Origin of the sequence: Desulfosporosinus lacus DSM 15449 (genome assembly GCF_900129935.1) — a bacterium.
GTDB lineage: Bacteria > Bacillota > Desulfitobacteriia > Desulfitobacteriales > Desulfitobacteriaceae > Desulfosporosinus > Desulfosporosinus lacus.
Map to the genome: position 1 here is coordinate 267,872 of NZ_FQXJ01000007.1, position 14,523 is coordinate 282,394.

Below are 14,523 nucleotides of genomic sequence, written 5' to 3' on the forward strand. Positions count from 1 at the left end.
TGGAGGCGCTTTTAACCTTGAAAGTTGAAGACATTAAGAGGATTTGTGTGATTGGGGCTGGCAGCATGGGCCATCAGATCGCTTTTAGCGCTGCTTTGGCCGGCTACCAGGTCAGCTGCACGGATATTAGTTTAGAGATGCTTTATAAAGCTCAAGACTTTGCGCGTACATATTTTCCCCAACAGGTTTCTAAGGGAAAATGGACGCAAGAACAAGTTGATCAAGCCATAAAAAATACTACCTTTACTCAAAACTTTGAAGAAGCAGTGAGAGATGCTGACTTCGTCATCGAATCTGCAGTAGAGAAGATTAGCATCAAAAGGAAGCTCTTTGAAGAGTTGGACAGAATTGCACCCGCTCATGCAATTTTCGCTACCAACAGTTCCTTTATCGTCAGTTCGAAGATTGCTGATTCAACAAAACGGCCTGATAAAGTTTGTAATATGCATTTTTTCAATCCTGCTCTGATAATGAAAATCGTTGAAGTAGTGCAGGGACCGCATACTTCAACAGAAACTGCACAAATAACTATGGATTTATGTAAGAAGATGAACAAAAATGGGATCTGGCTTAAGAAAGAAATCTATGGCTTTGTTGTCAATAGGTTCTTGTCTGCAATCTACCGGGAGGCATTGTACCTGGTAGATATGGGAGTTGCAACCCCTGAAGAGATTGACCTTGCCTTAACGAATGCGTTAGGACACCCTATTGGGCCGTTTCGTCTAATGGATTTTACAGGTAATGACCTTACTTACATTATAGATATGGAACGATACCAAGAAACCGGGGATCCTAAGGACAAGCCTTCCCCTTCGATAGCTGAAAAATATGCCAAGGGGGAATGGGGCAGGAAAAGCAAAAAGGGTTTTTATTCCTATGAGTGAAAATATACAAGAAATACAATGTGTGAGTAAATTTGAACGAATTCTTAATGCTGCTACCGAAGTCTTCGCGGAATCCGGGTTTCACCAATGCCGTGTTTCTAAAGATGAGGAGGAAAATAACAATGTCTACATGGGTGAAAGAATACCAAAGTAAGCTTGTTTCCCCTGAAAAAGCCGTCAGTGTAGTAAAAAGTGGTGATTGGATTGGTTCTTCTTATGCTGCAAACGTTTTACCGGTTCTAGACAAGGCCTTGGCCGCACGTACCCCTGAACTTTTTGATATCAAGCTTATTGGTGGAGTTTCAGCTAGAATCTATGATTGGTTTAAGGCCGATCCCACTGGTGAGCACTTTACCTGGAATTGTTCCCATTTCTCCGCTGCAGACCGTTATATGGCGCAAACGGGAAGCGTCTTTTATATGCCCCTAAAATATTCAGAAATTTTACGCTATATCCGTGAGAATTTGACGGTAGATATACTGATGATTCAAGTTAGCCCTATGGACAAACATGGCAATTTCAACTTAGGACCTACTATTTCTCACTATAGAGCATCTATGGATGTCGCTAAAATAATTATTGTTGAAGTGAATGAAGATATGCCAATAGGCCATGGCGGTTACGGTCATTATATTCATATTTCCGAAGTCGATTATATTGTTGAAGCAGGGCACTGTGGTATGACGCAGGTTGCTTCTGAAGAGCCTACGGAAGTTGATCAAAAGATTGCAAATTATGTTATCAAGGAGATCAAAAATGGTGACTGTCTGCAACTTGGAATCGGCGCCATGCCCAGTGCTTTAGGTCAATTAATTGCCCGATCTGATTTGAAAGACCTAGGAGCTCACACGGAAATGTTATGCGACGCTTTCGTAGATATGGTAGATGCAGGAGTACTAAATGGAAGGAAAAAACAACTTGATCCCGGTCGGATTGTCTATACCTTTGCCTTAGGAACTCAAAAGCTCTATGATTTTATTGATAATAATCCTGCAGTAGCAGGCTATACCGCAGATTATACCAATGATCGCAAGATTGCCAGCTTAAATGACAATGTTGTATCAATCAATAATTCACTTGAAATTGATCTTACTGGTCAAGTTTGTTCAGAATCTGTTGGGCCGCGCATGATTAGTGGGTCCGGTGGACAATTAGACTTCGTAGAAACAGCGTATCATTCAAAAGGTGGTCGCAGTTTCATGTGTATGGCTTCAACATATAAGGATAAGAATGGCGAAGTACATTCTCGTATTAAGCCCCTTCTAGCCCATGGCGCAGTTGTTACCGATACACGGCCAGCAGTACATTATGTGGCCACAGAGTTCGGAATAGTCAATCTAAAAGGGCTGTTCACCTGGCAGCGGGCAGAGGCTTTGATCAGCATTGCTCACCCCGATTTCAGGGAAGACCTCATCCGTGAAGCGCAAAAATTAAAACTATGGCGTAACAGCAATAAACGGTAGGAGGAATGGCGATGGAACAAGCGACAATGAAAGCACTCGTATATCATGAACCAAATAAGTATAGTCTGACAGATGTTCCAGTGCCTCAGATAGTTGATCCATACGATGTAATTGGCAGAGTAACCCTGGCAGCCATTTGCACCAGTGATATTCATACTGTCAGGGGCGAGCTTGTCAACGTTACTTACCCAAAGACTATGGGGCACGAATGCTGCGTGGAAGTTGTTGAAGTTGGCTCTAAAATAACCCATGTGAAGCCCGGAGACTTGTGCATTCTTAACCCTGGTGTTGCTTGTGGAAAGTGTCTGGCTTGTAAACTGGGGATTATTGTAGCATGTAAAAATGGTGGGGTCTTCGGCAGTCGCGGGCCACTGGAAGGGTGTCATGCAGAATATGTTAGAGCTCCCTATGCACATCATAAAAACGGTCTGATTAAGATTCCTGAAGGACTGACTGAAGAAGATGTCATTTTGATACCTGATATGCTTGCCACTGCCTGGTATGGGCTGAAAAACGCGGATTTCAAAAAGGGACAAACTTTGGCTGTAATTGGAGTTGGTCCGGTAGGACTAAGTGCCTGCTTATTAGCTAAAAAGGTATTTGGTGCCAAACAGGTAATTGCTGTAGATATACTTCAAAACAGAGTGGATATGGCGTTAGCTGAAGGAATCGCTGATGCAGGCTTTAATCCAAACACGGATGATGTCGTAAAACTTATTCAAGAAGCAACAGGTGGTTTGGGAGCAGAAGTAGTTCTTGAAACTCCAGGACTTGCGGAAACTATGGCGATGTCAGTTGCAGCTGCAAGGCCGAGTGGAATTGTTTCTACGATTGCAGTATTTAGTGACCCTCTTGTCCCTATGCCACTTTTGGATATGATTCTTAGAAATATTCAATTAAAAATGGGTATTCAAAAGAGCGAGGGTTTAGAGGAAATGCTGGACTGGATTAAAGAAGGCAAAATTGATGCGAAATTCATGCTAACCCATCGTTCTCCCTTAAATGATATCGAGAATGGTTATAAAGTTTTCGGTGACCATGAAGATGGCTGTGTTAAATGGGTAATTACCCCTTATGAACGTTAACTTCAGCCAATGGTTTTTATGTATTTTAAGTCTCGAACTTCTATGAAGCATCTTTTGTACAAGTTTAGTTTCAATTGTATACTTTCTATACGCAACCTTTCCTTATGTTAACATGCACAGAAAGAAGACCACTGTTCTTAGAATAGGGTCTTCTTTCTGTGCATTAAAAATTAGGGGAATTATTCATGAAAGATAGCTGTGTATAGTAAGTATACAAAACCTTGTAATAATGTACTATGTATGTATAAATTTTATACATACATAGTACCCATTGCCCTGCTTTTAGAGAAGGCCTAGACACTAGGTGCAGTGTTTTAACTGGTGGCACGATTCTTGCTATAATAAAAAATGTACTATTCAGAATATTTTGAAGAGGAGGCGAAAATTATAAAGACTCTCGGTTTTCCTTTTGAAAGATTCAAGGCGGACTTTTAGTAACAATAATCCAAGAGTTGAAAATGTGTTAGAGTTTAAGGAGGTTAGTCAAAGAATGCAAGTTGCAGATAAACCGTGGTTACAAAGCTATCCTTCCTACAGTAGTCACAGCCTTGAATATCCTGCAAAGACACTTGGACAAATGTTTGATGAAGCTGTAGTCAAGATGCCTGAGACGATAGCCATAATTTTTGAGGGTCAAGAAATAACCTATAAACATTTTGGTGATCAGGTAAACCGTTTGGCAACTGCTTTAGCGGACTTGGGTATAGTAAAAGGTGAACGCGTTGGACTCATGGGTCCGAATTGTCCCGAATGGGAAACCGCGTTCTTTGCTTTGCTCAAATTGGGTGCCATTGTCGTTCAAACGAACCCAATGTATGTAGAAAGTGAAATAGCTTACCAAATGAATGACTCTGGGGCAACGACGCTTATTGTCTTTGAGCCGTTGTATCCGAGAGTAAAGAATATTATTCAAGAAACCTCCTTACAAAGGGTAATTGGCTTTAACTTTGTCGCGCCTGTTAAGTCAATTGAAGGGCTATATTCCTTCAATGAACTAATCGCCAAATATGAACCTAATCCTCCTTCTGTATTCATTGATTCAGGTGAGGATCTCGCTGTTTTACAGTATACGGGTGGCACTACCGGCGTATCAAAAGGGGTTATGCTCACTCATCGAAATCTAATTTGCAATACCTTCCAAAGCATATCCTGGTCTCTGGACCTACAGTATGGGAAAGAACGTATTTTGACAATTTTACCAGTGTTTCATGTTTACGGTATGACCAACTGTGTAAATTACGCAGTGGCTTGTGCAGCAACCCAAATTCTTTTACCTCGTTTCGAATTGAATAATTTTTTGGAAGTAATCGATAAATACAGACCGACGCTTTTTCCAGGGGCTCCAACTGTCTATATGGCCATTAATAGTCACCCTCGCATCTCGGAATACAAAGAAGGTCTTGCTGCCATTAAAGTGTGTAACAGCGGTTCAGCTCCGCTACCTCTGGAGGTTGCCCAAAAGTTTGCGGAAGTGACACAGGGAGAAGGTAATTTAGTTGAGGGATATGGTCTTTCGGAGGCTTCCCCAGTAACACACAGCAATCCTTTAGATCGTCCTACTCGAGAAGGATCCATCGGTATACCATTCCCGGATACGGATTGTATTATCGTAGATCTAGAGACTGGTAATAGGGAACTCGCTGTGGGTGAAATAGGTGAGTTATGCATCAAAGGTCCGCAAGTGATGAAAGGATATTGGAATAAGCCAGAAGAGACTGCGGAAACAATGCGTAACGGCTGGTTGCACACCGGGGATATTGCCAGAATGGATGAAGATGGTTTCTTTTATATTATTGATCGTAAAAAAGATATTATTATTGCAGGCGGCTACAATGTTTATCCGCGTGATATTGAAGAAGTCCTTTATGAACACCCCAAAGTAAAAGAAGTCGTTGTCGCAGGAGTACCGCATAGTTATCGAGGAGAAACGACTAAAGCCTATATTGTCCTAAAGTCAAATACGGAAGCGACGGGAGAGGAGTTTATCTCTTTCTGCAGAACAAAAATGGCCGCCTATAAAGTGCCGCATCTTGTAGAGTTTAGGAATGAGCTGCCAAGAACTATTGTCGGGAAGGTTCTTCGCCGTCAGTTGGTAGAAGAAGAAAAAGCTAAAATTCAAGCAGCAGCTGCTAATCAGGCGTAAGTTCTAGCAAGGAGGGCGGTAAAATTTTGTTCACACAGCCACTTTGAAGACCAGAAGTGAGAGTCTCAGAATTGATTAAACTCCTGTGACCTGTGCAGTTTATATACTAAATCTTCGAAAACATTATCTTGATGTATTAAATTTATACAAGCATTGCAATCTTCAAAGGACTCTTTGTGATTAAGTTCTTGGAGATTGCAATTTTTATTTATTTATTGATTGTTCATTATTGCCTTAAAAGGCTTTGCGCTAGCCAAACTTCAAAACTGGAATGTTAGAGAAGTGTCGCGTAGAGAAAAACTGTAGATTTTTGGCACAGCTATTGCAATAAAAGAAAATTGCAATCACAAGATGGCTACTCGGCGTGGCTACCACTTAGGCGTTCGACCGGGTAGTCTTTAAGAAATATTTAAAAGAGGTGACAAGGATGACTTTGAAAACGCCGCAAGAATACATTGATGATATTCGTAAAATGAAAATTGACCTTTATATGTTTGGGGATAAGGTAGAAAATTACGTTGATCATCCAATGGTTCGTCCTTCCGTAAACGCTATGGCAATGACCTATAAGTTGGCCATGGAAGCTGAACATGAAGATATTATGACCGCGACATCGAACCTGACAGGACATAAGGTTAACCGTTTCACACATCTTCATCAGAGTACTGAGGACTTGGTAAAAAAGGTCAAGATGCAACGTCTGCTGGGTCAAAAAACAGGTTGTTGCTTCCAACGCTGTGTTGGGATGGACGCATTCAATGCTGTCTATAACACCACGTTTGAGATTGATGCAAAACATGGTACCACATATCATCAACGATTCGTTAAGTTTTTGAAGTATGTACAGGAGAGCGATCTTGCTGTCGATGGATGTATGACAGATTCACGGGGTGATCGATCTAAAAGCCCAGGAGATCAAGCCGATCCGGACGCATATGTTCATATAGTGGATCGAAATGAAAAAGGTATTATCGTCCGGGGATGCAAAATGCATCAGACTGGATTGCTCAACTCTCATGAGATCCTAGTGATGCCTAATAACTCACTTAAGGAGAACGAGAAAGAATGGGCAGTAAGCTTTGCGGTGCCTCTCGAAACCCCAAGAATTGTTTTCGTTTATGGTCGACAATCCTGTGACACCCGAAAATTAGAGAGCGGCAGTATAGATGTAGGGAATCAGTATTTCGGCGGTCAAGAGGTTATGGCAATATTCAATGATGTATTCGTGCCGTGGGATCGTGTTTTTATGGATGGCGAAACTGATTTTTCAACCATGCTGGTAGAGAGATTTGCTTCCTATCATCGACAGAGTTATGGAGGGTGCAAGGTCGGGGTTGGTGATGCACTAATCGGGGCAACTCAGGCCATGGCAGAGTACAATGGCGTTTCTCGGGCTTCCCATGTAAAGGACAAGATTGTGGAGATGTGCCACCTTAACGAGACCTTATATTCTTGCGGAATTGCCTGTTCCACAGAGGGCCGTAAAACGGCATCTGGCAATTATCTCGTTGATATTTTGTTAGCTAATATCTGCAAACAAAATGTCACTCGTTTTCCCTATGAAATAGCTCGCTTAGCGCAAGATGTTGCAGGAGGAGCATTCGTTACAATGCCATCAGAAAAAGACTTCGCTCACGTGGAGGTAGGGCCATTAATTAAAAAGTATTTTATCGGCAAGTCGGACATCTCAGCAGAAAGTCGTCAGCGGATGCTCCGGTTGATAGAAAACCTAACGATGGGGACAGCTGCTGTAGGCTACCTGACAGAATCTATGCATGGAGCAGGTTCTCCCCAAGCCCAACGCATTATGATCAGTCGTTTGATCAATCTCGCGCACCGCAAAAACTTAGCGGAGAAGCTTGCTGGTGTTCAGGAAAATATAGACGTGGATTGGCAGTAATCCGTTATCTTTGGAACGGTATTCCTATTGAACCTTGCTTTTGGCTGATGCTATCCTGTAGGACTTAAATTATGGAGTTAAGTATTAAATATCAAACATATGGTTACTGTTGAAAGGAGCTTAAATGGTGAGAGATGTTGTTATCGTAAGTGCCGCCAGGACCGCAGTCGGTGATTTTCAAGGGTCGTTGGAAAGCTTAAAAGCACATGATTTAGGTGTAATCGCCCTTAAAGGAGCAATGGATAAGGCTGGTATATCCCCAAATATTCTTGAAGAAGTAATGGTGGGGCAATGCAATCAAGCCGGTTCTCCTGGAAACTCAGCCCGCTGGGTGACGCTAAAATCAGGATGCCCGGTTGAAACCATATCCACAACTATTCATCAACAATGTCCATCTTCTATGCGAGCAGCAGATATTCTTTCTCAGGAGATAATGTTAGGAAGAGTCGATGTAGTTGCGGCGGTAGGGGAGGAAAGCATGAGTAATGCCCCCTACTTGCTTATGCAAGCCCGGAAAGGCTATCGGCTGAATGATGGGGAAAAAATTCAGGACAGCTTAATGATTGGTGGCTTGGTTTGCGCCTTTGAAGGCTACCATATGGGAGTTACTGCTGAGAATATCGCAGAAATATACGGAATTACTCGCGCACAACAGGACGAATATTCATTACTTAGTCATCAAAGAGCATGTAAAGCTATCAAAGATGGTTTGTTTAAGAATGAAATAATTCCAATTGAAATCAAAACGAGAACAGGAATTAACGTATTTGATACTGATGAACATGCTAATCCAAATGCTTCACTGGAGTTAGCAGCTAAGGCAAAACCAGTATTTAAAAAAGAAGGTACAGTCACTGCTTTTAATGCTTCAGGATTAAACGATGGTGCTGCGGCAATGATTATGATGTCCGCTGAAAAGGCAAAGGAATTGGGATTAAAACCTTTGGCCCGAGTTGTTTCCTCAGCTTCTGGCGCTGTTGAGCCCAAAATCATGGGGATGGGTGTAGTACCAGCAGTCGAAAGAGCTTTGAAATTTGCAGGTCTTAAGTTAAATGATATTGATTACTGGGAGATTAATGAAGCTTTTGCAGCCCAATTCTTAGGCTGTCAAAAGGAACTTAATATTCCTTTGGATCGTGTTAATGCAGTTGGATCGGGTATATCTTTGGGTCATGCAGTTGGAATGACAGGTGTGCGCATTATTATGGCAGCAATGAATGAGTTGAATCGGCGGGGCGGACGTTATGCCTGCGCAACTATGTGTGCCAGCGGTGGGCCGGGGTGTGCTTTCATTATCGAACGGATATCTTGATTTATTACTACAGTGCTTGTAACTTCAAGTAGATTAAGCAACAACATCTATTCAGGGGTTTTTTGGCAGAAAATAGCCGCGATTTCAATCGTGGCTATTTCTTATAAACCTCCACAGATCCTCAAGGCCTACCAACTACATTCATTATTGCTTAGTCTCGAGTAGTACATAAAAGTCAACATTGATTGAAACCTGGTGTACGATATTAAAACATACTGATTACTATTGTATGATTTCATGGATTATGAAGGACAAGTTTCTTGAGATAATGGCCGTTCCCGAGAGCTGTTGCGGACTCGCCTGAGGAGAGTTTATAGGGCTATTAATTAGAGTGTTTGAAGTGAACATTGTGAGTATCCGCTTGAGATGGTTTTGCTTAGTAATTTGTTGGCATGGAAATTGCTTATAGTAATAGCAAAGGCTCGAAATTAAGCGGGGAGGAATATGAAGAAATCTAGTATGGAGTTTGATTTGCATACGCATTCCAGTCAGGGCTCGGCCTGCAGCCGTATGAACATTTGGGACTTAATTCACGCAGCGTGTCAGAAAGGTTTAGATGGTGTCTGCATCACCGATCATGATTATTGTTGGGATCCAAGGGAGTTGGCCAAACTGCACAAGGAAAGCGGTCTTCAAGTCTATGGTGGAATTGAATTAAGCACATCTGTTGGAGAAATATTGGTATATGGTGTTCATCAATCCTTGTTACACCTTAGGGCTGACTTGCCTAAATTAGCACAATTCGTACGGGAATCGAAGGGGGTGATGGTCGCTGCGCATCCTTTTCGAACTGATTTTGCCTTATCCCCATTCTCGAGGGAAGAACGTGGTTTGGAACCGATTGAAGTGGAGGTGATGTGCAGGAGATCAATATTTGACTTTGTAGACACCTTGGAGGTCTATAATGGCCGAAGCTGTCAGGAGGAAATAAATGCGGCGCGTAAGGCCACAAAAATTTTAGGTAAAAAAGGAACCGGGGGGAGCGACGCCCACAGTATACTCAGTGTTGGCTCTTGTGTAACCGTATTTGATGCCCCAGTTGAGAATGAGGCACACCTGGTAGATCAATTGCTAAATGGATGTATTCAGGCAAAAAAGAAGGAGGTATCACGGAATGTGTTGGGTATGTGATAAATATAGTAACGGCGAAAAATGGTATCTCAACCCGGAAAACTATGCAAGACGTTTATATAAAGTGCGCAAAGAGGGCAAAGAAGCGGCTGGTGCTGATGCAGACCCACAGGCAGCCGGGATGGGTGCCGGCGTGGTGGCAGAGTTAGTTAAAGCTAGAATCAGCGGGGATCAAGAATGGGAGGACGAAATTAAACGCGAAGCCTTGGAACATGCCTATCAAACACATTTTGGACAGGTAGTCACCCTTGACGAATATCTTCAGATTCTGGATATTGCATATCCCTTGGCTAAAATGACCTGCGGATGTCGTCGAGTGCAAAGGGGTATGCCTGATGAGGAAAACTTCACGTGTATGGGCATTGGACCTGGAATGTATAAGTGGGAACGTTGGCCTGAGACGTATCATGGCGGGGTAGAATTCGTTACCCCGGAGGAAGCAAAAGAATGGGCAATGATGAACCACAAGGAAGGAAGAGTTCAGACGGTTGACGTATTCGGCACGCCCTACATTGGGGGACTCTGCCAATGCGAGTATCCTGGGTGTGTTGCGGTGCGTAACAGGATCGATTATGACTTTAAATTTCTGCTTAAGGGCCACACAGTGGCTAAAGTAGATCGAGAGAAATGCACAGGGTGTAAAAGTTGCTTGGGCCGTTGTCAGTTTAAAGCTCTAAATCTTGAGGTTTACACGAGCAAAGCTTATATAGACTTAGATCAATGTTTTGGGTGCGGACTCTGTGTAACTGCCTGCCCAAGTGGCGCTATCGAATTAATTGACAGGCAAAGTTTGCCCGGATTAGCCGAAAACTGGTAAAAGGAGGAGAACCTAATGATTGCTCAAATTGGCATTGACTATAACTTATGCAAAGATCCCTTAAACTGTCGCAAGTGTTTGAGTGTATGTCCATCGGTAGTTTTCGTGTGCGGTCCGACGAAAGTCTGGAAAGGACGAGAGAGTGATCCCAGTGAATATCGAATCGTTGGACGCTATTTCGACAAGTGTTCCGGTTGCGGTGATTGTGTCAAGGTTTGTCCTATTGATGCTATACAACTAAATTTTGTCCCCCGTGATCAGTTAGCCCAGAAATATAAGGAGGAAAGGGCAGCTCAATTAAAACAACGTAATTCTTAACTTATTCGGGAATAATTGAACATTTTAAAAACAAAGGGGAGTTAAGTATGGCTTTGGATTTTAAGGTTTTGCAAAAAGTCAAAGGCAACCCCAGTGCAGAGGCAGCACCTGGGCGCAGGCTAAAGATAAACCCCGGTCAGGATTATGTCTATGATCTGCCTAAGGAGCTAATTTATGCTGTGAACAAGGAATTCCCAATTGAAAGTCTGTTTAGCTCAGACGAAGTAACCAGCGAGGAATTTCTGGTAAAACAGGGGAAAGCTTTTATGAACCTTGTAATAAGAAACGCTGATTCCGACGCCTACCGAGATAGGACGGCCGATATGATTGAACGTGTAGCTCAGCAAACTGGGATTCGTTTTCCCCATGTCTTTGAACGATATGTTGAACTTGCCATTTTAGCTTTACGTCCACGAGATGCCTGGACGGTCACAGAAGCAACCACAAGGGTCTTGAAAGTGCGCAGTTTTAACTGCAGCCTAGGCAAGAAGTTCGCTGAAAAAGGGATAAACAACTGCCAGACCTTCTGCTTGGCAGCTTGTCAAGTGGCAGCAGAACAAGCTGGAACTCCCGTGCAAATGACTTGTAAAAATGAGGCAGAGGGCAGCGGGCTATGTGAACTTACCTTTCAAAAGGTGTAAGGAGGTTAATCGTGCATATTGGACATAACGAGGATGACCTCGATCATGAGAGCTTAGCTATGCGTCATTTAGGTGAGGGTATTTGCAAGGAACGTGCTGGCCATCTTTATGAAGCTTTAAATGAATATATGGTGGCAAATGCGCTTGATCCAGATTTAGAAATAATACAGATCAAACTGGGCGAACTTAAGAAGAAAATGGGTCTTTAAAAAGTGGCAATTACCTATGGCAAAAAGGAAGGAGGGCGGAGAATATAATAATTGGCAAAGAGTTAATTGGCCTTGAGAGCAAGTTGCTCCCATTGAAAATTAAACTTGAAGATGTGCGTAGGTTCGCAGAAGCCATTGGGATTCGGTTCAATGACCGAGTGCCAGCAACTTTTGTGGGAACATTAGTTCAGGCAAACATTCCCGGAGTAGAATTGCCGGCACCTGGCATGATTCACGGAGAACAGAATATAACATATTATCGTCCGCTCTGTGTGGGGGATAGTCTTAATTATAAGAAGTGCGTCAAAGATGTTTATGAACGCAGTGGCAAGCTAGGGAAGAGGATGTTTGTAGTGCTCGAAACTACTGGTTATGATTTGGCAGGAGAATTGGTATTTGCCAGTAGTTCTGTCTTGATTGCACCTTCTAAGGAGGAAGGCGAATGAAAAGCCTATTAGATTATCAGGTTTCAGAACCTCTTCCTATCCGAGAATGGGTTCCCAGTGACTTGCAAGTACGTCAATACGCGGAGGCTACAGGGGATTTTAATCCGATTCATTTAGATGATGATTATGCCCGCCAAGCCGGTTTGGAGGGGGCGATAGTGCACGGCATGTTAACAATGGCCCAAATAGGTACAATGCTTACAGATTGGATCGGTGAAGAAGGGACGATCAGTAAATTCAATGTGCGGTTTGAGCAAATAGTCCGACCGAATGATAAGATAACCTGCTCTGGTTCTATTAAAGCGCGATCGAAAAACACCTTAGTTTGTATTTTAGAAGCCTCTAACGACAAGAAGGAGAGAGTTTTATCCGGCTTGGCATACGTCACGCTTAAAAGCTAAATCACTGTTAACGAGTCTTTTTTGATACTAGTCAGAAAGTATAACTTCGGTTACATACTTTCTGGAAGCATAAGTGCAACTAAGGCTTCCGCCGGCACCTGAAGGCTTGGCGCAAGCCAAGTTTTCTTTATCTGTCATATATGCAGGGTGGACCTGTTTAAACTAAACATTGTTGTGCGTTTTAGTATACAACGGTTTGCACGAATGCCCATAGAAACACAAAAAGGCCTAAACAAGGTCTTTTTGTGTTTCTATGGGCATCAAATTATATCAAGAATATTTGAACTATTTAATGATTTATCCTTTACTTCAATTAACCAGCTTCTATATAATGGTGATAAAAAGCAAAGAGAATGGGGGAAAAGCATGAGTGTCGGAGTCCATGCTGTCACAACCAGCGATTTTCCACAATGGGACAGAGAACTATTGTTTCATATATTGGATAATATTCATGACGTAGTGCTTGTTATTGATTCCGATACGACGATTGTTTATGCAAACGAGGCTTATGCTAAAATTCTTGGAGTGCCTGTGGCTAAAGTATTAGGGCGAAGATTAGACAAGATTGAGCCAAAAGCAGCGGCGATTGAAATATTGCGAACGGGTAAGCCAACCAGCGGTGCAGACTATTTGGATTCTTTAGGGATCGATGTGGTAGGGAGCTCCTTTCCTTTATATAATGGCGACAGTATTATTGGCTGTGTTTCTACATTCAAAAACATAACCGAAGTGGTTGAATTAAACCGTGAGTTGCAACAAACCAAGGGACTGGCGGACTATTTAAAAGAGCAGCTAGAACAATGGGAGCAACTGCCGCTTTCTTTCAAGGAATATGTAGGACAAAACAGGAACGTTAAAGAGACATTGGTGTTGGCTGCCAAGGTAGCGCGCACGGATAGTACAGTTTTAATCCGGGGTGAAAGCGGTGTAGGCAAGGAAGTATTGGCAAGAGCAGTACATAACAGCAGCCGTCGTAAAGATATGCCTCTGATTAAGGTAAATTGTGCAGCTATACCCGAGGACTTAATTGAGAGCGAACTCTTCGGATATGAAGACGGTGCTTTTACGGGCGCTAAAAAGGGAGGGAAGCTCGGGAAATTTGAGTTGGCTCACAGCGGCACAATTTTCTTGGACGAAATTGGGGATATGAGCTATACCATGCAAGCAAAACTACTGCGAGTGTTACAAGAAAAAGAGTTTGAACGAGTAGGGGGAACTAAACCGATAAAAGTCAATATTCGGGTGATCGCGGCCACAAACCGAGATTTAGAAAGTATGATCAAACAAGGCGCTTTCCGACGTGACTTATATTACCGCTTAAATATCGTTCCTCTTAATTTAACTCCGCTGCGTGAGCGTAAAGATGACATTCTAGCTCTGGCTAAAACCTTCCTTGGTCAGTTTGCTAAAGAAGTTGGTCATGAGCTGATATTGTCTCCCCAAGTCGTAGGTTTTTTTCAGGATTACGACTGGCCCGGTAACATTAGGGAATTGCAAAATGTATTAGAACACGCAAGTATCGTGTGTAATGGTATGATTATCGAAATGTATCATTTGCCTGCTCAATTAATACCGTCTACTTTCGATCAATATGATAAGACGAAGGACTCTTCTTCTGTAAAAGAGATTATTGCATCCGTGGAAAGGGAACTTATTTTATCGGCTTTAGTCACCCATAAGAATAATCGTACAAAGGCGATGGAGGCATTAGGCTTTTCCAGGAGAGTATTTTACGATAAGTTACGACGGTATGGTATAAAGTAATTCGTTCAG

The 14,523-nt window shown here is 42.6% G+C and carries 15 protein-coding genes; all 15 read left to right on the forward strand.

The window, feature by feature from the left end; translation table 11 throughout:
* Positions 1–17 precede the first annotated feature (17 nt).
* The 15 genes from BUB11_RS11905 (at position 18) to BUB11_RS11970 (ending at position 14,514) form a co-directional block, all read left to right on the forward strand.
* Positions 18–884, forward strand: coding sequence for a 3-hydroxyacyl-CoA dehydrogenase family protein (locus BUB11_RS11905; RefSeq protein WP_073029966.1), 867 nt, complete (start codon positions 18–20; stop codon positions 882–884).
* Positions 877–1,038: a hypothetical protein gene (locus BUB11_RS27035; RefSeq protein ID WP_200797907.1), complete on the forward strand. Its 162-nt coding sequence runs from the start codon at positions 877–879 to the stop codon at positions 1,036–1,038. The genes BUB11_RS11905 and BUB11_RS27035 overlap by 8 nt, the downstream gene beginning before the upstream one ends.
* On the forward strand, positions 1,007–2,347 hold the full coding sequence (locus BUB11_RS11910) for an acetyl-CoA hydrolase/transferase family protein (protein WP_073029967.1): 1,341 nt from the start codon (positions 1,007–1,009) through the stop codon (positions 2,345–2,347). The genes BUB11_RS27035 and BUB11_RS11910 overlap by 32 nt, the downstream gene beginning before the upstream one ends.
* Before the next feature lie 11 nt (positions 2,348–2,358).
* Positions 2,359–3,432: a zinc-binding dehydrogenase gene (locus BUB11_RS11915; protein WP_073029968.1), complete on the forward strand. Its 1,074-nt coding sequence runs from the start codon at positions 2,359–2,361 to the stop codon at positions 3,430–3,432.
* Between the two features lie 490 nt (positions 3,433–3,922).
* A complete protein-coding gene (locus BUB11_RS11920) occupies positions 3,923–5,575 on the forward strand; it encodes a long-chain-fatty-acid--CoA ligase (RefSeq protein ID WP_073029969.1) in 1,653 nt (550 codons plus the stop codon).
* 427 nt (positions 5,576–6,002) lie between these two features.
* Positions 6,003–7,475: a 4-hydroxyphenylacetate 3-hydroxylase family protein gene (locus BUB11_RS11925; RefSeq protein WP_073029970.1), complete on the forward strand. Its 1,473-nt coding sequence runs from the start codon at positions 6,003–6,005 to the stop codon at positions 7,473–7,475.
* A gap of 127 nt (positions 7,476–7,602) precedes the next feature.
* Positions 7,603–8,787, forward strand: a complete 1,185-nt coding sequence (locus tag BUB11_RS11930; RefSeq protein ID WP_073029971.1) for a thiolase family protein — start codon at positions 7,603–7,605, stop codon at positions 8,785–8,787.
* 444 nt (positions 8,788–9,231) lie between these two features.
* Positions 9,232–9,918: a DUF6282 family protein gene (locus BUB11_RS11935; RefSeq protein ID WP_242947529.1), complete on the forward strand. Its 687-nt coding sequence runs from the start codon at positions 9,232–9,234 to the stop codon at positions 9,916–9,918.
* Positions 9,902–10,735 (forward strand): 4Fe-4S binding protein, encoded by an 834-nt coding sequence (locus BUB11_RS11940; RefSeq protein WP_073029972.1) that lies wholly within the window; start codon positions 9,902–9,904, stop codon positions 10,733–10,735. The genes BUB11_RS11935 and BUB11_RS11940 overlap by 17 nt, the downstream gene beginning before the upstream one ends.
* Positions 10,736–10,750: 15 nt before the next feature.
* Entirely contained in the window at positions 10,751–11,053 is a 303-nt protein-coding gene (locus BUB11_RS11945) for a 4Fe-4S dicluster domain-containing protein (protein ID WP_073029973.1), read from the forward strand.
* Positions 11,054–11,100: 47 nt separating this feature from the next.
* On the forward strand, positions 11,101–11,694 hold the full coding sequence (locus tag BUB11_RS11950; protein ID WP_073029974.1) for a hypothetical protein: 594 nt from the start codon (positions 11,101–11,103) through the stop codon (positions 11,692–11,694).
* Positions 11,695–11,705: 11 nt separating this feature from the next.
* Positions 11,706–11,903 (forward strand): hypothetical protein, encoded by a 198-nt coding sequence (locus tag BUB11_RS11955; protein WP_073029975.1) that lies wholly within the window; start codon positions 11,706–11,708, stop codon positions 11,901–11,903.
* A gap of 92 nt (positions 11,904–11,995) precedes the next feature.
* Positions 11,996–12,349, forward strand: coding sequence for an FAS1-like dehydratase domain-containing protein (locus tag BUB11_RS11960; RefSeq protein WP_242947530.1), 354 nt, complete (start codon positions 11,996–11,998; stop codon positions 12,347–12,349).
* Positions 12,346–12,750: a MaoC family dehydratase gene (locus BUB11_RS11965; RefSeq protein ID WP_073029977.1), complete on the forward strand. Its 405-nt coding sequence runs from the start codon at positions 12,346–12,348 to the stop codon at positions 12,748–12,750. Before BUB11_RS11960 ends, BUB11_RS11965 begins: the two co-directional genes overlap by 4 nt.
* A gap of 366 nt (positions 12,751–13,116) precedes the next feature.
* A complete protein-coding gene (locus BUB11_RS11970) occupies positions 13,117–14,514 on the forward strand; it encodes a sigma-54 interaction domain-containing protein (protein WP_073029978.1) in 1,398 nt (465 codons plus the stop codon).
* Positions 14,515–14,523 lie beyond the last annotated feature (9 nt).